Annotated in this window: 15 protein-coding genes; 8 read left to right on the forward strand and 7 right to left on the reverse strand. The window is 59.4% G+C overall.

What is annotated here, in order from left to right:
- The first annotated feature begins 204 nt into the window (after positions 1-204).
- The 4 genes from BJP32_RS15125 (at position 205) to BJP32_RS15140 (ending at position 6321) form a co-directional block, all read left to right on the forward strand.
- Positions 205-1179 (forward strand): FkbM family methyltransferase, encoded by a 975-nt coding sequence (locus BJP32_RS15125; RefSeq protein WP_143255489.1) that lies wholly within the window; start codon positions 205-207, stop codon positions 1177-1179.
- 120 nt (positions 1180-1299) lie between these two features.
- The gene (locus BJP32_RS15130; protein WP_083674017.1) at positions 1300-2538 is read left to right on the forward strand and encodes an FkbM family methyltransferase; all 1239 of its coding nucleotides are present in this window, start codon (positions 1300-1302) and stop codon (positions 2536-2538) included.
- Complete coding sequence (locus BJP32_RS15135) at positions 2538-5378, forward strand: glycosyltransferase (protein WP_076224678.1); 2841 nt, start codon at positions 2538-2540, stop codon at positions 5376-5378. Before BJP32_RS15130 ends, BJP32_RS15135 begins: the two co-directional genes overlap by 1 nt.
- Positions 5379-5400: 22 nt before the next feature.
- The gene (locus tag BJP32_RS15140; protein ID WP_198935301.1) at positions 5401-6321 is read left to right on the forward strand and encodes a methyltransferase type 11; all 921 of its coding nucleotides are present in this window, start codon (positions 5401-5403) and stop codon (positions 6319-6321) included.
- On the opposite strand, the gene BJP32_RS15145 is transcribed toward BJP32_RS15140, so the two are convergent.
- The 6 genes from BJP32_RS15145 to putA form a co-directional block, all read right to left on the reverse strand.
- A complete protein-coding gene (locus tag BJP32_RS15145; RefSeq protein ID WP_076224680.1) occupies positions 6283-7242 on the reverse strand; it encodes an NAD-dependent epimerase/dehydratase family protein in 960 nt (319 codons plus the stop codon). The genes BJP32_RS15140 and BJP32_RS15145 overlap by 39 nt on opposite strands.
- Positions 7242-8219, reverse strand: a complete 978-nt coding sequence (gmd, locus tag BJP32_RS15150; protein ID WP_076224681.1) for a GDP-mannose 4,6-dehydratase — start codon at positions 8217-8219, stop codon at positions 7242-7244. The genes BJP32_RS15145 and gmd overlap by 1 nt, the downstream gene beginning before the upstream one ends.
- Positions 8220-9127: 908 nt before the next feature.
- On the reverse strand, positions 9128-9838 hold the full coding sequence (locus tag BJP32_RS15160) for an ABC transporter ATP-binding protein (RefSeq protein ID WP_313634208.1): 711 nt from the start codon (positions 9836-9838) through the stop codon (positions 9128-9130).
- Positions 9796-10953: a chain-length determining protein gene (locus BJP32_RS15165; protein WP_076224686.1), complete on the reverse strand. Its 1158-nt coding sequence runs from the start codon at positions 10951-10953 to the stop codon at positions 9796-9798. Before BJP32_RS15165 ends, BJP32_RS15160 begins: the two co-directional genes overlap by 43 nt.
- A 16-nt stretch (positions 10954-10969) precedes the next feature.
- Positions 10970-11860, reverse strand: coding sequence for an ABC transporter permease (locus BJP32_RS15170; RefSeq protein ID WP_198935302.1), 891 nt, complete (start codon positions 11858-11860; stop codon positions 10970-10972).
- Positions 11861-11879: 19 nt separating this feature from the next.
- A complete protein-coding gene (gene putA / locus BJP32_RS15175) occupies positions 11880-14990 on the reverse strand; it encodes a bifunctional proline dehydrogenase/L-glutamate gamma-semialdehyde dehydrogenase PutA (protein ID WP_076224710.1) in 3111 nt (1036 codons plus the stop codon).
- Positions 14991-15254: 264 nt separating this feature from the next.
- On the opposite strand from putA, the gene BJP32_RS15180 reads away from it, so the two are divergent.
- On the forward strand, positions 15255-16340 hold the full coding sequence (locus BJP32_RS15180) for a glycosyltransferase family 1 protein (protein WP_003163972.1): 1086 nt from the start codon (positions 15255-15257) through the stop codon (positions 16338-16340).
- On the opposite strand, the gene BJP32_RS15185 is transcribed toward BJP32_RS15180, so the two are convergent.
- On the reverse strand, positions 16341-16736 hold the full coding sequence (locus BJP32_RS15185) for a hypothetical protein (protein WP_076224689.1): 396 nt from the start codon (positions 16734-16736) through the stop codon (positions 16341-16343).
- Between the two features lie 158 nt (positions 16737-16894).
- Between BJP32_RS15185 and BJP32_RS15190 the strand changes: the two genes are divergently transcribed.
- The 3 genes from BJP32_RS15190 to BJP32_RS15200 are packed head-to-tail and all read left to right on the forward strand — an operon-like array spanning position 16895 to position 18972.
- Positions 16895-18085, forward strand: coding sequence for an FAD/NAD(P)-binding oxidoreductase (locus tag BJP32_RS15190; RefSeq protein ID WP_076224691.1), 1191 nt, complete (start codon positions 16895-16897; stop codon positions 18083-18085).
- 39 nt (positions 18086-18124) lie between these two features.
- On the forward strand, positions 18125-18526 hold the full coding sequence (locus BJP32_RS15195) for a DUF1641 domain-containing protein (RefSeq protein WP_076224693.1): 402 nt from the start codon (positions 18125-18127) through the stop codon (positions 18524-18526).
- Positions 18523-18972: an iron-sulfur cluster assembly scaffold protein gene (locus tag BJP32_RS15200; RefSeq protein ID WP_076224694.1), complete on the forward strand. Its 450-nt coding sequence runs from the start codon at positions 18523-18525 to the stop codon at positions 18970-18972. The genes BJP32_RS15195 and BJP32_RS15200 overlap by 4 nt, the downstream gene beginning before the upstream one ends.
- The last annotated feature ends 13 nt before the right edge of the window (positions 18973-18985 follow it).

The raw sequence follows: 18985 nt of genomic DNA on the forward strand, positions 1-18985 counted from the left end.
GGTGGGGAGCATTATGAGGAAGATCACAGAGAGACGGGTTGTGTCGCCTCTAACATCGCCTTTGGCCCACATCATAGCTGCGTCCGCTCAAGCCTAATAGAAAGCCATTGCTAAAACCACGACCGCCCCATGGATAGGCAAGCGCTATTGCTTCACCAAGCCGAACGTGCTGCTTCGCTCATACCACTCCCCGAGGAATAATCCGTGATCGATTCTCCACTGCATGACGATCTTCTCCGCTGCTCTCATAAGGGCGACGCCCGTCCGGTGGTCACACGCGACTCATATGAGCGCTATGTTCATGCCCTACGCATCGCCTATCGCGCCATGAGCCTTTCACCAGAAATCACGAATAGCGCCCTGAACATTCCCCCGTTCGAGAATTTCTCCGGCGATCGCCAGGAGATTACTCTGATGGCCATTGCGGCTATGAGGCAACGTCTTGATCGCGTAAATTCCGGACTAACAGCCGCCTTCCTCGATAAACCGTGGCTAAAGGAAATGACTTTCAACGGCCAGCGCGTCTACATTCCGATTGTGAATCAAGAGGGTCTATCCTGGTATTCCGACAGCCCCATGATGAACTTTGACTTCCTCGTGGAAACTTTCCACGGCATGCACTATGGTGCCAAAGTCATCTACGACATAGGTGGACATCAAGGCGTATGGGCGCTCTATTATTCTACCTGCATACCAAAGACAGGAAGGGTTCACACCTTCGAGCCGTCAATAATAAATATTGAAATCGCCGCCCTTTCATTCCTGCTAAATGATGCGAGTAATATCGTTATTGTTCCAGCCGGGATCGGAAATTCTAACACACAGATAAAATCAAATGAAGACGGCCTTCTTATTTCAGGAGACAGCCACAACATTAACCTTATGAAACTAGACTCCGTTATGCTAGAGTCGCCCGATTTCATTAAGATTGATATCGAAGGGTACGAGCATGAACTGCTAGAGGAAATGCCTGATATTTTTGATTTTTGTCAGAATATTCACCTTGAAATTCACGTACCCCATCTTGTAGCTCGCGGCATAGATTATCGCGAAACCTTCATGAAAATTCCATTCGACCGCGTGAACGTTCACCTCTCCACGTGGGGACAACTCACAAGGGTTGGGCCGGATGATGAACTGACCAACTTTTCTACCCTGCTGATAACTCCGCGAACCTAAACATCCGGGGTGCCGCCCTCGCGCGTCATCTTGGTAGACAATCGGCATGCCGCTCCATCAGTCTGGACAATATCAATGCTGCCCACGCATTGACGACCACACAACGGATCCGTCCCCTTCATGATTTCCTATGCTCAAAATTTTGAAGACGTCATTCTGCGGCGCGCACTACGTGACGTGGCGAGCGGCTTCTATATCGACATTGGCGCCCAGCATCCGATCATCGATTCGGTGAGCCTGGCGTTTTATGAGGCAGGCTGGCGCGGCGTTCACGTCGAACCTTCTCCAATTTATGCTGACGCGCTGCGAGCCTCCCGACCGGACGAAGTGGTTGTCCAGGCCGCGGTCAGCTCAACGAAGGGGCAGATGACCTTCTTCGAGTTCCCTCACACAGGCCTCAGCACCGGCTTAACCGATATCGCCGAAAAGCACCGCTCGATGGGCTTTTCCAGCGAAGTCATAAGCGTAGACACGTTACCCCTTTCCGCACTTCTCGATTCGTACGCTGACCGCGACATTCACTGGCTGAAGATCGACTGCGAGGGAATGGAGCGCGACATTCTCGAAACTTGGTCCCCGTCAAATGTCCTCCCTTGGATTGTGGTTGTTGAGAGCACCGCTCCCGGCTCCACAACACCTACCCACCATCAATGGGAGTCGATTCTAGAGTCTCGCGGATACGTTTTTGCTTATAATGACTCTCTCAATCGCTTCTACGTGTCACCTGAGAAAGAATACCTTCTCTCTGTCTTTGGCCCTCCTCCCAACTGTTTTGATGGGTTTCAAGTATCCGCCTTCACACAGGGATTTCATCTCCTAAGAAATGAAATCGCTCATAGCCGGGCCAGACTAGTCGCTTTGCGGGCTGAGATTTCAGAAGCGGACGTTCATTGCCAGGCAATCCGGAAGCTGGAAACCACAAGCTTGGCGCTCGACGTCGAGGCAGGTCGGCGAGGCTTGGCCGAGCGCCTCTTGGCCGACGCAGAAGCCCGACTCGGTGAGACAACAGCCCACGCTCAGACATTGGCCATCGATCTGGAGAACCATCGCCAGGCCGTGGGGCATCTGCAGCGGACGGTGGCGGAACGCGATGAGGAGCTGAGAAAGATTAAGGCCGGGCGCTTCTGGCAACTGCTTCAGAGGCTGGCCCGAACGAAGAAGAAGATTGCTCGCGCCCGTCGTTCGGTTCTGGCGAGAGCTGGCGTAACGAAGCGCACTCAGAAGTTCACTGGCCCCGTTGCGCAGGACGCCCATGATACGACCTCGATTGTCGTGGGAAGACTGCCTTTGCTATTAGTCCGCGCGGCAGAGATTGAACGCCAGATCGGACTGAAGGAAACTCGGAGTAAGGTGTCCTAATGCGCTTCGTCACTGATCTACAAAGCTGTCAGTCGGGAAGCCGTCTCGGAGGCATCGGTCGATATTCGCTCGAACTAAGCAAGGCGATAGTTCGCCTGTCGCCACAGCACGAGCATTTGATCTTGCTGAATGACCGCAATCCAGAAGCGGAAGCTGTGATCAGAAGGGAGTTTCGCGACCTTCTAGCACCCACGGCCTTCCGGATATGCAGTATCCCGGAAGGCTCGGCCTACTTGACGGATGAGGGGCGGACCACAGATGTCGCGGACCAAATCCGGGACCGGTTCATTCGCGAACTGTCGCCTGACATCTTGCATGTTTCCAGCTTGATAGAAGGTATCGGCGACGACATCGCCACAACGATCAGCCCAGACTGGCCGTGCCTGACGGCGGTAACGTTGTACGATCTGATCCCACTTCGACAGGCGGACGCCTACCTTCGGGACCCCCGTGCGCGTACTCATTATTTGAGCAAGGTAGACCAACTGCGGCACGCTGACGTGCTGCTGGCGATCTCGGACTATTCAGCCCAGGAGGGCCTCGCCTCCCTTCCAGGCTACGACGGTCTTGTTGCGGACATCCGCGGCGGGATTGATGCTCGCTTTCAGCCAGTGCCGGATGCCCGCACAAAGATGTGGGGATCCGTCACGGCGCGAGGAATTCGCGGCCGATTTTTGCTCTATACAGCTAGCTTCGACCAGCGGAAGAACCAAAAAGGTTTGATTGAGGCTTTTGCTCTGATGCCGGCGCAGGTTCGCGAGGGGCGTCAACTTGTTATTGTGGGCAATGGATGGCCTAGCGTCTACGAGGAGTTAAAAGCTTTTGGCCGCTCTATGGGCCTATCCGACAATGATGTTGTCTTCACGGGTCACGTAACTGATGACGAGTTACTTGCCCTGTACAACTTGTGCGAGCTTTTTGTCTTTCCGACCTATTGGGAGGGCTTGGGGATGCCAGTGCTAGAGGCGATGGCTTGTGGGGCGCCAGTAATTGGCTCGAACACGACTAGTGTTCCCGAAGTTCTTGGATGGGATGAAGCCAGTTTTGACCCATTCGACACCAAGTCCATCTCTGCCAAGATGGAGCAGGCACTAACCGACGCCGGCTTTATGGAGCGTCTCAAGCTTCATGCTCGGCAGCACAGCGCCGGATTCACCTGGCAAGACAGCGCACAGCGCGCACTGACCGCGATCGAAGAGGGTTTGATGCTGAAAGCCGGCGCCTCGCAATGGCCTTCCATCCCCGATCTGCCCGTGATGGCGGAAGACCTAGCTTCCAAGGCTGCTGTATGCCTAGCGCGGAATGAAATCGAGCTTGGCCTAGTCAGACCCACTGCGGAAGATTGCCGCATCGCTTGGCTGACTTCATGGGGGAATCGCTGCGGTATCGCAAGTTACTCCGCTAGCCTTCTGGAGCACCTTCCTCAAGATATAGCGATTTTCGCTCAAACTCTATCTAGGCCCGAGGACGAAATCTGGCGCACAGATCATCATGTTGTCCGGGTACGCGAGCAAAACAAGGAAGCCAGCCTCGCCGCGCTTTTGGAAGAGATCGAAGCGTACAACCCGACTGACATTGTCATCCAGTTCAACTACAGCTTTTTCAACTTCGAGGAGCTAAATCGATTCGCCGATATCCAGTTCAGGCGAGGACGACGACTATACATCACACTTCACTCTACAAATAATCCTCAGGATGCTTTTGGGCATAGGTTGAGCGATTTGAAGCAAACGCTGACACGCTGCAATCGTATATTTGTGCACAATGATATTGACGTGGAGCGACTGACCGCGCTCGGTATTGTGGGGAACGTTCTTCAGGTGCCTTTGGGTGTGCCGGCCATGCCAATAGAGCCTACGCCTCGAACGGATCAGACCCCCACTGTCGCTGCTTACGGCTTCTTCCTTCCGCACAAGGGCCTTCAGGAGTTGGTCCAAGCGATTGCGATCCTCAGGAATGAGGGCGAGGCGGTGAAGCTGCGCCTTGTTAACGCGGACTATGGCGACGCTGAGGGCGTTTCAAGCGGGTTGATTGCTGAAACGCGCGCAATGGCCAAGCATCTCGGCGTGTCAGACTATGTCGAGTTCAGGACGGAATTCTTGGAGAACGCTGAAAGCACCAAACTGCTACGAGCGGCAGACCTGCTCGTCTTCCCCTATCAGCAGACGGGAGAGTCTGCGAGCGCGGCTGTCCACATGGGATTGGCGACTGGGGTCCCGCTTGCCGTGACGCCGCTCACGATCTTCGATGACGTGGCCTGCGCCGCGTTCCGGATGCCCGGCGTGTCGCCAAACGCGCTGGCGCAAGGCATCAAGCAGGCGCTGAAGGATATCGCCGAGGACAACGCCCATGCCCAATCGTTGCGCGCAGCGGGCGCGGCCCTTCGAGCCAGTCAATCCTATGCAACCGTCGCCGCCTTCATGCACCAGACGATCAGAAAGGAAGCCGCGACCGAACACTGGGTGCGTCATTTCAAGGCCGTGCCCGCCGCCCTGCCGCACATGATCGGCGTCGCCAAGGGCGACAACCTTGTCTCCACTGGAGAAGGTGGCATTCTCGCTTACGGACCTTACATGGCGCTGTCGGCTGGATTGCATCGCCTAGTTGTGCGCGGCAAGGCCATAGCCAATGATACGGGCGACGTCGGCGTCATCGAGATCAAAGGCGAATTCGGCGCCCGGACCATCGAGAGCTTCGAACTTAGAGCGGCCGACGGCGTCATCGTCGACGCCATTTTCAGAGCGCCTGGGAATCTTCAAGACGTCGAAGTATTAATCGTACTAAACGCTGGAGCCAAGGTTACACTCGAAAGCTACGAGATCCTCGCTCGATCGAATTAGGTATAATTAGGATAAAACCGTCGTGACGCCAGAAGACATCGCCCTACTTGATCGCCTTTACCCCGAAATTCTGCGGCGAGTGAAGTCAGAAAAACTCTGGAAAGAGAACCTCTTCATCCCAGCTATAGACGTCTACCGTGTCGACCCATCGTCCGAGTTCATGACTCATTCCACATGCTCTTCACGAGATTTCTTCCATCCGGAGTTCAAACGGATTTCCGATGAGATCGGTGTCCCTAGCGTCTTCCACAGGAAGTACTGGGAGTGGGTGTATATCGTTCATCATGCCTACAAATCCGGCGCTGTGGCGTCGGGCAAGAAAGGGCTGGTCTTCGGCGTAGGCCAGGAGACTTTACCTGCTGTCTTTGCCGCCTCAGGCATGAAAATAACGGCAACAGATGCGCCCCGAGCGTCAGAAGTTAGCGCAGCCTGGCAATCGGGCAACGAGTATGCTGAAGAACTGGCCGCTATGCCTTCTGGGCAGTTGAGCCGAGAGGAATTCGAACGACTGGTCGAGTGGCGCGAGTGCGACATGAACGCTATCGACGACAGTCTAAAAGACTATGATCTTTGCTGGTCATCTTGTTGCTTGGAGCACCTTGGAAGCCTTCAGCACGGCATTGATTTCATCATCAATAGTGTGGAGAAGACACTGCGCGTAGGAGGCGTTGCGATCCATACAACCGAGTTCAACCTTTCTTCGAACGAGGACACGGTTGATACTGGGTGGACTGTCCTCTACAGGCGTCGCGATTTTGAAGAACTCATTCGCACCCTTGAAGAACGCGGTCACGAGGTTTCTCCATTCGTAATCGCACCCGACTCCTTGTCGATCGATGGTTTCGTCGACACGCCGCCCTATTCGGCGCCGCCGCACCTCAAGCTGGCGCTCGAAGGATATGTCTCAACTTCCGCCGGTTTGGTGATCCGTCGCGGCCGTTAGGTCGCTACGTTCGAAGCCAAGGACAGCGGCCAAGGTATGTTCAAGAACACGCCTTGGCTGCCATTCATAGGCAGCAGCAAACTTGTTAAATACCCCAGCGGCGACAGGAACATCTGACGGGCGCATTCGCGTTTGGTCCTGCTCAACCGTTATGGCGACGGCGGAGAGTCGGATCAGAATATCCAAAAGATCACCGACTCGCCTATGCTCTCCTGAGCCCACATTGAAGATCTGGGCTTCCTCCGGAATCGCTCCGCTAATCACGGCAACATAGGCATCAACGATGTCGTCGACATCAGTGAAATCCCGCTGCGCGTCAAGATTGCCAACTCGAATAGCCTGGGATCCGTTTAGGACTTCGACCCTCGCGATTTGAGATGCGAAGGCTGGAATTGCGAAACGTCGATCTTGGCCTGGTCCCGTGTGGTTGAATAGGCGAAGAGTTGTCACCGCAAGCCGATCTCCCGCCATGTCCGCCAGCATCATTTCCGCCGCGGCTTTGCTCCGTCCGTAGGGCGAATTGGGCAGAATGGCATCACGCTCGCTTCTCGGCCCGAGATTGAAGCCAGCGCCGTAGACTTCTGCGCTGGACGCAAAAATGAAATGGGGACGGCTTTCTTGGGCCGACACCGCCTGCGCTAGGTTCCTGGTGGCGTCGAAGTTGGCACGCCACACAGCAGCAGGGTCGCCGAATGCTGTCCCGACGGAAGACTGGGCGGCAAGGTGGACGATTTTGGAGGGTTGGAAATCGTTCACAAGGCGGGAGCATGCGGCGAAGTCCGTGAGGTCCAGGCCGCCAGCATGGTTAGGGCCACAAACCCCCAGGACCTTAATGCCTGATAGCTGACGGAGTTGGGCGACAAGGCGTCGCCCAACAAAGCCGCTGGCTCCGGTTACAAGAATGCGGTTTCTGTCCGCCATCAGGAAGCCTTGCGACGCCGCTCCAGATCCGCATCGACCATCTCGCGCACCATTTCTTCCATCGACGTCTTAGGTTCCCAACCCAGCGCCGATTTCGCCTTCGCTGGATTGCCCAGCAATACATCAACCTCGGCCGGACGGAAAAATTCGGGATCAATTTTCACGTACTGGTCGGGGTTCAAGCCCACGTGAGCAAACGCGACATTGACCATCTCCCTCACGGAAACAGTACGCCCCGTCGCTACGACATAGTCGTCAGCCTTATCTTGCTGAAGCATCAACCACATCGCTTCCACGTAGTCGCGGGCATGGCCCCAATCGCGTTTGGCGTCCATGTTCCCCATCCGCAGCTCAGTCGCTTGCTGCAGAGCAATAGCGGCAACCGCATCCGTTACCTTGCGCGTAACGAATTCAAGCCCTCGAAGAGGAGACTCGTGGTTGAAAAGAATTCCCGAACAAGCGAACATATTAAAGCTCTCTCGGTAATTCACTGTCATCCAGTGCCCCATGAGCTTGGCTACAGCATAAGGAGAGCGAGGATAGAATGGAGTGGTCTCGCTCTGCATCTCTTCTTGAATCAGCCCATACATTTCGGACGACGATGCTTGATAAAAACGAGCACCGGGCACTTCTGTTCGAACCGCTTCAAGTATATTGACCACACCGACCCCCGTCGCCTGCGAGGTCAGGATCGGCTGATCCCATGAGGTCTTCACAAACGACTGAGCGGCCAGATTGTAAACCTCGTCCGGCTTTGCGTCCCGCAGGATGCGAACTAGGCCGCTTTGATCTAACAGGTCACCATCGACGAGATGCACTTTATCTCGAATCCCCAGCCAGTCGAGACGCTGGGTCGCCAACCCATAGTTACTCGAGCGCCGCACCACTCCCGTGACTTTGTATCCTTTGCCCAACAGTAACTGTGCCAAATAGGCACCGTCTTGACCCGTGATCCCGGTGATAACCGCACTCTTCATAACTTAACCTTTAGCTTGCGAGCTCGAAAGTCGATCTAGGACAGGATAGGAATTTCGAGCGGTATTTCGCGCGGCGATCAATTCGCAATGCATCCTGTGAAGCTTGAGATATCCTGAGAACGTCGCCCGGGGCAAGCTGAGGTGTAACTGAGTGGCCCCCGCCTCGATCCATGTATGATCGATATGAAGCTTATACCGACCGCTCATTGCGATCTCGACTTCCTCGCAGACCGCACTCCCGTCGATGCCCCAGTGGAATGCTATGCTGACAGGCGCATTTCCGATTTCCACGTCGAAAAGAACTGTCAATCGCCACTGGCCGGGCGGCAGCATAACGTAGGGCCCAAATGCTAGAACCCTCCCCCTGCCAGTGAGGTCTATGCCCCCCCCATCCAATGACAGACGCTCAGGACCCGCGCGCCACATCAAGCTCGGGGGCCAAACTCCCGCATCGGCCACCGCCGGCGGCAAGTGATTAAACATGGCTAGACGTGCCTCCTGTCTTCCCGGCTCGGAAGCGGGGAGGAGCACAGGGCCGATAATTGGAAGATCAACAACATCGGGGCCGGGTCGGATAAGGCGAGCGCCTCGGCCAACCTCGAAGGCAGCGAGCGAAAATCTCCGGCTGGCGTGGCGAAGCGCCTCGTCGCCCGTCAAATTATACAGCAGCCTGCACCCTCTGACCGCGTCGGCTGGGTCGGGCGCAACTACCAGGATTTGGTCGGCAACACACGGCTTCTCGGTCCACACGACTGTGAGACAGCCTTCAGCCTTCAGGGAAACTTCTTCCGCGCCCCAATCCTCTTGATAGACGAGCCCCGCTTGTTCGGCAGCAATCTGTAACGCTTCAAGCCAAGACTCCAGTCGACGGCCCGGAACTATGAAGACCGCAATGGTTGGCGACCGTTTCATTTCGTGCGGAGCCAATGATAGATTTCCAATGCCTCACCGATGTCGTCGAACAGCTTGGCTTGACCTCCCTCAAGGATAAGGGCGCGCTCACAGGTTTCTTGAACCAGAGCCACGTCATGAGAGGCCATAATGAAAGATTTGTTGGCGCGTTTCTGGAAAAGCTCTTCTCGGCATTTGATTTGAAATCGAGCATCGCCTACCGCGACAATTTCATCGATCATGTAGCAGTCGAATTCAAAGGCTAGGGAAAGACCAAAAGCCAGTCTTGCACGCATGCCCGATGAGTAATGCTTTACTGGACGCTGAAGAGCCGACCCTAATTCCGCAAAACTCTCAACCCTATCAATCGATTCTCGGTAATCTTGATTATAAATCCGGCTCAGGAAACGGATATTGTCGAGCCCGGACAGGCTGCCTTGAAATCCGCCGCCAAAACCAATGGGCCAAGACGGTCGCATACCCCAAAGAATGCGACCCGAAGTGGGGGGAAGCACCCCTCCCAGGAGCTTGATCAAAGTCGACTTACCTTGGCCGTTCCGACCGAGCAACGCCAAACGTGAGTCTCGCTCCAGGACCAGCGACAGATTCTCAAATATCGGGCGTCCACCAGGACTGCCGCGGAACCTCATAGTGAGATTCTCGACCACCACTCCAGGCGATGTCATCAGGATTGTCGATGCTCCGACACACTCGCCACAACCAGCCATCCCATTCCAAACATCGCCAACGCGGTAGCGAACACGGCTAATATCGCAATGAAGCGCTTAGGATAGGTCGGCGCATCAGCAAGACGCGGCTCTACCACACGCTGAAGATAGAGCTTCTGGCTCCGAGCCTGTTGCTCAGCCGCATCATGCGCCATTCGTGCCTGTGCAACTGCGCGATCGGCCATTTCACGGTTCAATACGAGGCGCTCATATACACCGATCTTCGGCGCCAACGATGAGGTCGCCCCAGCCAGTTTTGCGCGTTCGACCTCGATTTGACGCTCGAAGGCGGCAATCCGTGCATCAACTGTGGGGAGTTGCGGACTATTGCTCGCCTGGGCAGCGATTTGTGCGCGTTCAGCTCGAAGAGTCGCCACCTGCCCCATAAGATCGCCAATTAGCGAAGTGCCTTCCAGCGCCGTTCTCGAAGGGTCTATAAACTGCTCTCGGTTCCGGAATGCTGCAAGTTCACTCTGGGCCTGAACGAGACGTTCTTCCGCTCGAATGACTGCGCCTTCCGATTCTTTGATGGCATTGGAATAGGCTCGATCATTTAGACGGTTCACCAACCGTTCTCCGCCATCCAACAGAGCGATTGATATCGCCTGCGCATCTCGGGCGGCGAACGCATGCACCCGAAGCGTACTGATACCTTTGGTCGAATCGTACCCTACCGTGACAAAGCGTCTATATGCCTCAAACAGCGCCTCATCGTTCTGTGAGCCCAAAGGGCGCGGGAAGCGCGCTATAAAATCGACCTTGGGCCGCCCAAGCATTCCCTTCAAATCGACCTTGCTCCGCAGATCCGTCATGCCATCTCGCGAGTCGATATACTCGTGCACCGCGAACACATCCGTCTGGGTGCTCGACAAGCCCACTCCCTGCAGCGCGACATCAAAACCTGACGGCCGGTCTTGGCTCGGCGCGCGCACAATGAAACGCGCTTCGGATACGTACTGAGGCGCAGCAATAAGCAGGTAGTAGATTGCGGCAAATACCGTTGGGAGAACCACAACAACACAAAAAGCCACGAACGAACGCGAAGCAAAATTGATGCGCGGCCGTCTCACAGCCAGCCGGTCCAGAGGACCCAGATATTCCAATCGATCGGTCATCTTCGTGCTTCCGCCGTTACTCGACTTCTAAATAATATTTAGCTTTGGCAAGCAACAAAATACCAAAAAGGTTCAATCCAAGCGCCCAATACAAAGCGTATGAGATATCATAGTATGTTGGAACAAATTCGCCAAAAACACCTGAACGCACTAACTCGACGGCGTGAGGAAAGGGAACCGCGAGCAGGACGTTTCGAAACTCCTGAGGAACCCAGGCAGCCATTACGAAAGCGCCAGAAACAGGGATCAGACCATACTGGATAAGCGGAGCGATGCGCTCTACCGTATCAAAACGGACGGCCAATGCCGCAATAATAATCGCCAAGCCCGAAGACTGCGTAGCCAGAATGGTCCATCCGCCAATTAATTGAAGCATATCATGCGGAAGCTGAACCTGCCCGAGGGAAAATAAAAGCACATAAACTACAAAAAACGCTATGCTCGTTCCCAATATCTCCAACAGAATACGCGACGCGTATATATGAAGTATTGTTACCTGGCGATGATAAAGCAGCCCCACATTTGCCTGAACAGCCGCTAAGCACGTCGACATAATGTGGCGAATGAGCAACATGCTCATATATCCTGTCATCACGAAAGCACCTAGACGAATGCCGTGCTCGTACGCGGGCTTGATAAACGACCACATGACGAGCACGAACAAGCAAAACAACAACGGTTCTGCTACTAGCCAAAGGAACCCTAGGCCTTCGCGACCGTAACGCGTAACAATCTCGCGCATCATTAGCGCGCCAATGACCACGCTGTTGCGAGATAGCGATGAGGGTGAACCCAGCGACGTCACTTTGATCCTTGGCCTTATCAAGACACGCCCCAACGGCAGGCGCCGCCAGCGAAGCAGCTCCACGCGGGGTGGTTTAGCTGCTAGCGGGACTCTCGCCAACATATAAGGTTGGCGCCCACCCTCATAGGTTCAGCAGCGCCGGATCCCCGCCCTGGGCGGCGATGTTGATGCTGATGGCCTTTTCGGAGGCGTAGCGGATCAGGCTGTTGGGGCCGCCGGCCTTGGGGCCGGTGCCGCTGAGGCCTTCGCCGCCGAAGGGCTGGACGCCGACCACCGCGCCGATGATCGAGCGGTTGACGTAGACGTTGCCCGCCGGAACCAGCTCCATCACTTCCTTGGCGAAGGCGTCGATGCGGCTGTGGACGCCCAGCGTCAGACCAAAGCCGCGCGCCGCCAGCTTGCCCGCGACCGTTTCCAGATCCTTCGGCTCATAGCGGTAGACGTGCAGGATCGGGCCGAAGACTTCGCGCTCGAGGAAGTCCGGGGTCGGGATTTCGGCGATGGTCGGGGCGAACAGGTCGCCCTTGTCGGCGCCGGCCGGCAGTTCGGCGCGGGCGATGATCTTGGCTTCCTTGGACAGGCGCTCGACGTGGGCTTCCAGGTTGGCGCGGCTTTCGGCGTCGATCACCGGGCCGATGTCGGTCTTGGCGTCGGTCGGGTCGCCCAGCACCTGGGCGGCCAGCGCGCCCTTCAGGCCCTCGATCAGAGCATCAGCCGAATCCTTGGGCGCATAGAGGACGCGCAGAGCCGAGCAACGCTGACCCGCCGAGCCGAAGGCCGACAGGATGACGTCGTCAATGATCTGTTCCTTCAGCGCCGTGGTGTCGACGAACATGCCGTTCAGGCCGCCCGTCTCGGCGATGAAGGGAATGATGGCGCCCGGACGCGCCGCCAGGCCGCGATTGATCGCCGAGGCGGTGTCGGTGCCGCCGGTGAAGGCCACGCCGTCGACGCCCGGATGGTTGGTCAGGGCGGTGCCGACGGTCTCGCCGCGGCCGGGGACCAGGGCCAGCAGGTCGGGGTTCAGACCGGCCTTGTAATAGAGGCGCACCGCTTCGGCGGCGATCAGCGGCGTCTGCTCGGCGGGCTTGGCCACCACGGCGTTGCCGGCGGCGAGCGCAGCCGCGATCTGGCCGGTGAAGATGGCCAGCGGGAAGTTCCACGGGCTGATGCAGGCGAAAACGCCGCGGCCGTGCAGAACCAGTTCATTGGTCTCGCCGGTCGGGCCCTTCAGGGTCTGACGACCGCCGAAGTCGCGCTCGGCCAGCAGGGCGTAGTAGCGGCAGAAGTCGGCGGCTTCGCGCACCTCGGCCACGCCGTCGTTCAGCGTCTTGCCCGCTTCACGCGACAGCAGGGCGACCAGACGGTCCAGATCGGCTTCCAGGGCGTCGGCCATGGCGCGCAGAACCGGGGCGCGGCCCGCGCCGCCCAGACGATCCCAGGCGAGCTGAGCATTGGCGGCGGTGTTGACGGCCAGATCGACGTCTTCAACCGAGGCTTCCGACACATGGCCCAGCACGCGCGAGCGGTCATAGGGGTTGGTGACGTCCTGCGCGTTCACCCCGGCGCGCAGCTTGCCGCCGATGATCGGGCCGGCGGTCAGCTTCTCGCTGTCGACGCGCTCCAGAGCCGCCGCATGACGCTCGCGGTCGGAAGCCTGCGAATAGTCGCGGCCGAGGGAGTTCTGGCGGTCACCGTAGATGTTCATGGGTACAGGGATCTTCGGATGGCGGTCAGGCTGGGCCTCGACCGAGGTGATGGGATCGGCGGCCACGTCGGCCGCAGGCACGCGCTCGTCCAGCAGGGCGTGGACGAAGGAGGAGTTGGCGCCGTTCTCGAGCAGGCGACGCACCAGATAGGGCAGCAGCTCTTCGTGGCCGCCGACGGGGGCGTAGGCGCGGACGACGACGTCGCCCCACTCGGCCTTGGCGCCGTCATAGAGGGCCTCGCCCATGCCGTGCAGACGCTGGAACTCGATAGTCACGCCGCGATCGGCGGCCATGCGGTGCACGGCGGCCAGGGTGTGGGCGTTGTGGGTGGCGAACTGCGAGAAAATATAAGGCGAGGCCTCGATCAGCGCCTTGGCGCAGACGAGATAGTTCAGGTCGGTCGCAGGCTTGGTCGTGAAGACCGGATAGTCGGTGCGGCCGTTGACCTGGGCCAGCTTGATCTCCGTGTCCCAATAGGCGCCCTTAACCAGGCGCACCATCAGACGGCGGCCCGACGACTTGGCCAGTTCGGCCAGCTTGTCCACCGTCTCGGTCGTGCGTTTCTGATAGGCCTGAACGGCGAGGCCGAGGCCCTGCCAGTCGCCCAGCGCCGGTTCGCGCGCCAGCCGCTCCAGCAGCTTCAGCGACAGGGCCAGACGGTCGGCCTCTTCGGCGTCGATGGTGTAGTTGATGTCGTATTTGGCGGCGATCAGCGCCAGGCGCAGGATGCGGGGATAGAGCTCTTCCCACACCCGGTCTTCCTGCACCGCCTGATAGCGCGGCGACAGAGCCGACAGCTTGACCGAGACGCCGTGGCCGCGCTCGGGGCCTTCGCCCTTGGCGGTCTTGCCCACGGCCTCGATGGCGTCGGCGTAGATCTTTTCATAGCGCTCGGCGTCGGCGGCGGTGCGGGCGCCCTCGCCCAGCATGTCGAAGCTGCACAGCCAGTTCTCGCGGTCCGAACGCTTCAGGGCCGCCTCGATGGTGCGGCCGACGACGAACTGCTCGCCCATGATCTTGACGGCGGTGGCGACGGCCTGACGAATGACCGGCTCGCCCAGACGCCCGACCAGACGCTTGAGGAAGTTCGGCAGGTCGCTGCGGGCTTCATCGTCGACATCGACCAGCTTGCCGGTCAGCATCAGGCCCCAGGTCGAGGCGTTGACGAACAGGCTGTCGGACTGACCCATGTGGCTGGCCCAGTCGGCCGAGCCGATCTTCTCGGCGATCAGACGGTCGCGGGTGTCGGCATCGGGCGTGCGCAGCAGGGCCTCGGCCAGACACATCAGGGCCAGACCTTCGCGGGTGCCCAGACTGAACTCCTGCAGGAAGCTTTCGACCACGCCCTGGCGCTTCTGGCTCTTACGGGCGCTTTCGACCAGGCCGACGGCATCGTTCAGGACCGCCGCGCGACCGTCAGGCGTCAGGGGTTCGGCAGCCAGCAGTTCGGCCACCACCTCACGTTCGTCCCGGTACTTGTTCCGGTCCAGCTCATCCCAATGGCGAAGATCGGTCGGCGTCATGAAATCCATCCTGTGAATTTCCGCATATATGGCGACTGAGACCGAATGTGCATCGCATGATTGCGACATGCGCCGTACAGAATTCGGCGATGCGCAAAATCTTCTGGAAAAGCCCTCAACCAAAAATGAGGTGCGGCTCAACATGGCCGTTCGCGAAGAGGTGAAGCCTGTTCACACCCTGCTCTATCATGCCGTCTCGCCTTCGTCATGCGGAGCGTCTAGAAGTTTCGCCTCCGCGAAACGGCTCAAGGCCCTATCGACTTCATGCGCATTGTTCTGGTCACCGACGCCTGGGAGCCTCAGGTCAACGGCGTCGTCCGCACCCTGACCCGCACCGTGGCCGAATGCCGCGCCATGGGCCATGAGGTGGAGGTCATCGAACCGAGCCAGTTCAAGACCATCCCCTGCCCGACCTATCCCGAGATCCGTCTGGCCCTAGGCGCCGAGGAGGAGATTCGCGAACGCCTGCGCGCCTTCGAGCCCGAAGCCGTCCACATCGCCACCGAAGGCCCCTTGGGCATCGCCACGCGGCGCATCTGCGTGGAGTGGAAGCTGCCGTTCACGACCAGCTATCACACCAAATTCCCGGAATATGTCTCGGCCCGCTTCCCGATCCCGGTGCAGGTCGGCTACGCCTATATGAAGTGGTTCCACAAGCCGTCGGGCCGGCTGATGGTCGCCACGCCGACCCTGCGCGACGAACTGGTCGAGCACGGCTTCAAGAACGTCTCACCCTGGACGCGCGGCGTGGACACCGAGCTGTTCCGCCCCGACCTGGAGCCGATCTACCAGGAGATGGGCGGCGAGAACTGGCCCCGCCCCTTCTTCCTCAACGTGGGTCGAGTGGCGGTCGAGAAGAACATCGAGACCTTCCTGGGCCTGGACCTGCCCGGCACCAAGATCATCGTCGGCGACGGCCCCGCCCGCGCCGAGCTCGAAGAGAAGTATCCTGACGCGAAATTCCTCGGCGCCAAGTTCGGCGAGGATCTGGCGCGCTGCTTCGCCGACGCCGACGTCTTCGTCTTTCCCAGCTGGACCGACACCTTCGGCCTGGTGATCCTGGAGGCCATGGGCACGGGCACGCCTGTCGCCGCCTATCCGGCGCACGGTCCGATCGACATCATCCCCGGCTCGGGCGCGGGCTTCATCGACGACGACCTGAAGACCGCCTGCCTGAAGTGCCTGGAGCTCGATCGCAAGGACGTCCGCGCCTATGCGGAGAAGTTCAGTTGGCGCGCCTCGGCCGAGCAGTTCGTCGAAAACCTGCAGCCCTATCCCGAGCCCGCGCGCGGTCGCTTCTGGCGTCGCCTGCGCCGGGTGGCGCGGCTGCGGCGGCGCGTTGCGGCCTGATCAGTCGGACACGCCGCAGCGCGGCCCGACGTCGCCTCGATAAAGGCGGGTCAACGTGGCCAGCATGTCGTCGAATGTCATGTCCAACGCCTGGCGCGTCTGAACCGTGGGCTTCAGATAGACTGACCGACCAGCGGCGCTCCGCTCCAGCAGGTTGCGCTCGACCAGATCGTTGACCCGGCGGTGGATCGTCGACACCGGAATGTCGAGGACGCCGGCCAGCGCCGACAGGTCATAGGGCCGTCCCTGAATGTCGCCGACGATGATGGTCCGCACGATCAAGGCGTCGAGGGGGCCGCCCCACAGCCCTGTTTCCATCGCATAGAACCGGTTCAGGCACTCGATCACCTGAGCCTGAGCGGCCGCCTTGATGCGTTCCTCCGCATCCGGTTCCATCACACCCCATCCTCACCGCCTGCACCGTCGCAGCCTAGGCTCGGCGGCGACCTTTGCAAAATGGAAAGCTCCGATCTCCGGCGCACAAATCCTTCGGCTATCGTCCTCAGTCAGGCGGAAGGGCGAGCCGTCCGCGACGTCTTGAGGAGGGCGAGAATTTGACCAAGCACATCTTGGTGGTCGGCGGGGGCATCGGCGGGACCATGACCGCCAACAGTCTGGTCGCGAAGCTGTATCCTGAAATCGCCAGCGGCAAGGTGAAGGTCACCATGCTGAGCGATTCTCCGTGGCACTATTATAAGCCCGCGTTCATGTATGTGGCCTTCGACATGTTCTTCAACGAAGAACTGCGCCGCAAGCAACGCAGCCTGCTGCGCCCCGAGATCGACTTCATGGTCGACAAGGTGGTGCAGTTCGACTTCGCCGGTTCACGCGTGAAGACCCAGAGCGGTCAGGTCATCGGCTATGACTACATCGTCGTCTCAACCGGCTGCCTGCCGGCGCCGGAACGCATTCCCGGCCTGAAGGAAGCGGGCGACTACTTCTATCAGCACGACCCGGCCCGCCAGTTGGCCGATAAGCTGCGCCGCTTCGAGAAGGGCCGCATCTTCATCACGGTGAACTTCCCCGAGACCCCGAACGTGCCGCACCAGTGCGGCATCGCCCCGATCGAAACCACCCTGATGCTGGACGAGTACCTGCGTCGCCGGGGGATCCGCGATCAGGTCGAGATCGTCTACACCTATCCCAGCGTGGCCCAGCTGCTGCGCAACTGCCTGTTCCTGCAGCAGGAGACCTGCGAGATCCTGCCCTCCATCTTCGAGAGCAAGGGCATCAAATACCAGCGCGGCTTCACCCTGAACTCGGTCGATCCCGACAAGAAGATCGCCACCTCTGCCGAAGGCAAGGAAGAGGGCTTCGACCTGCTGATGTGCACCCCGCCGATCCGGGCGGTGGACGCCGTGCTGGAAAGCGGCGTGTCCCAGGCGGCGAACAACGAAGGCTGGCTGCCCACCGACCGCCAGACGCTGCAGATGGAAGGCTATCCGAACGCCTATGTCATGGGCGACACCGTCGACCTGCCCGTGAGCAAGGCGGGCGGCTCCTGCCACAACCAGTGCCCGGTGATCGTCAACAACATCGCCGGCGACATCCGCATCGGCCGCACCGTCGACGCCTATGACGGCAAGGTTCAGGCCGTCGCCCAGATGGGCCTCGAGGTCGGAATGCCGCTCTGGTACGACTATGACGAGGACGTCCACCCCACCCCGCCGACCAAGGTCGGGGGCCTTCTGCGCAAGGCCTTCAACCGCGGCATCTACTGGTCCGTCGCCCGCGGGATCGTCTGATCCATGGCCGCAGACACTGAAACCAAGGGGAAAGACACCATGAGCACCGCCAAAACCACCGCCCCCGCACCGGCCATCGTCATCGACGAAGCCACCGAGCGCGGCGTCCAGCATCTGATCGACAAGGCCGCTCCCCTGCTTCAGGGACAGCGTTTCGACAACGTCATCGACCTTCTGTCCCTGCTGTCGGACGCGGTCGACATGTCGGACGACGCCATGATCCAGAAGCTGATGAAAGTCTATGAGGAGGGCGTCGGCGCCGCCTGGACCCTGGGCAACGCTGCGCGCTACGCCGGAGCCCAGGCCGCCAACACGCCGCCGCCGTCGCTGCTGGGGCTGGTGCGGGCGGCAGGTGACGAAGACGTCCGCCGCGGCCTGCATTTCGCCATCCGCTTCCTGGGCGTGCTGGGCCGTCAGATGAAGGACGACGGCGCCGCATGACGCCCGACGATCCGCTCGCGAGCCTCTATCACGATCGGATCAGGACGCTGGCGGCGGCAGTCCGCAACGATCGCCGCCTGGAGGGGGCCGACCTGTCTCTGACCCAGGTCAGCCCCCTGTGCGGCAGCCGGGTGACGCTGGATATCGCCCTCGACGCGGCGCTGCGGATCAAGGCCTTCGGCTGGCGTGTTCGCGCCTGCACCCTGGGCGCGGCGGCGACGGCTCTGGTCGTGCGCAGCGCCCAGGGCCTCAGGCTGCACGCCGCCGCCGGATGGCATGACGCCATGCAGCGCCGCCTTGAGGGCGAGGATGCGGCGGTCGAGGGTCTGGAGACGCCCGAGATATTCGACGCCGCCCGGTCCTTCCGGGCGCGGCACGGGACGGTGCTGCTGCCCTTCGCCATACTGGCCAAGGCCTGCGCGATCCGGCCGGACGCCGGCGCATAAGAAAACAGGCCGC

Source organism: Brevundimonas sp. ZS04, assembly GCF_001956865.1.
Lineage (GTDB): Bacteria > Pseudomonadota > Alphaproteobacteria > Caulobacterales > Caulobacteraceae > Brevundimonas > Brevundimonas diminuta.

Excerpts from the sequence above, each read along its gene's own strand:
- BJP32_RS15130 (WP_083674017.1), top strand. The coding sequence starts at position 1,300 with ATGATTTCCTATGCTCAAAATTTTGAAGACGTCATTCTGCGGCGCGCA.
- BJP32_RS15135 (WP_076224678.1), top strand. The coding sequence starts at position 2,538 with ATGCGCTTCGTCACTGATCTACAAAGCTGTCAGTCGGGAAGCCGTCTC.
- BJP32_RS15145 (WP_076224680.1), bottom strand. The coding sequence starts at position 7,242 with ATGGCGGACAGAAACCGCATTCTTGTAACCGGAGCCAGCGGCTTTGTT.
- gmd (WP_076224681.1), bottom strand. The coding sequence starts at position 8,219 with ATGAAGAGTGCGGTTATCACCGGGATCACGGGTCAAGACGGTGCCTAT.
- BJP32_RS15160 (WP_313634208.1), bottom strand. The coding sequence starts at position 9,838 with ATGGCTGGTTGTGGCGAGTGTGTCGGAGCATCGACAATCCTGATGACA.
- BJP32_RS15165 (WP_076224686.1), bottom strand. The coding sequence starts at position 10,953 with ATGACCGATCGATTGGAATATCTGGGTCCTCTGGACCGGCTGGCTGTG.
- BJP32_RS15170 (WP_198935302.1), bottom strand. The coding sequence starts at position 11,860 with ATGTTGGCGAGAGTCCCGCTAGCAGCTAAACCACCCCGCGTGGAGCTG.
- putA (WP_076224710.1), bottom strand. The coding sequence starts at position 14,990 with ATGACGCCGACCGATCTTCGCCATTGGGATGAGCTGGACCGGAACAAG.
- BJP32_RS15180 (WP_003163972.1), top strand. The coding sequence starts at position 15,255 with ATGCGCATTGTTCTGGTCACCGACGCCTGGGAGCCTCAGGTCAACGGC.
- BJP32_RS15185 (WP_076224689.1), bottom strand. The coding sequence starts at position 16,736 with ATGGAACCGGATGCGGAGGAACGCATCAAGGCGGCCGCTCAGGCTCAG.
- BJP32_RS15195 (WP_076224693.1), top strand. The coding sequence starts at position 18,125 with ATGAGCACCGCCAAAACCACCGCCCCCGCACCGGCCATCGTCATCGAC.
- BJP32_RS15200 (WP_076224694.1), top strand. The coding sequence starts at position 18,523 with ATGACGCCCGACGATCCGCTCGCGAGCCTCTATCACGATCGGATCAGG.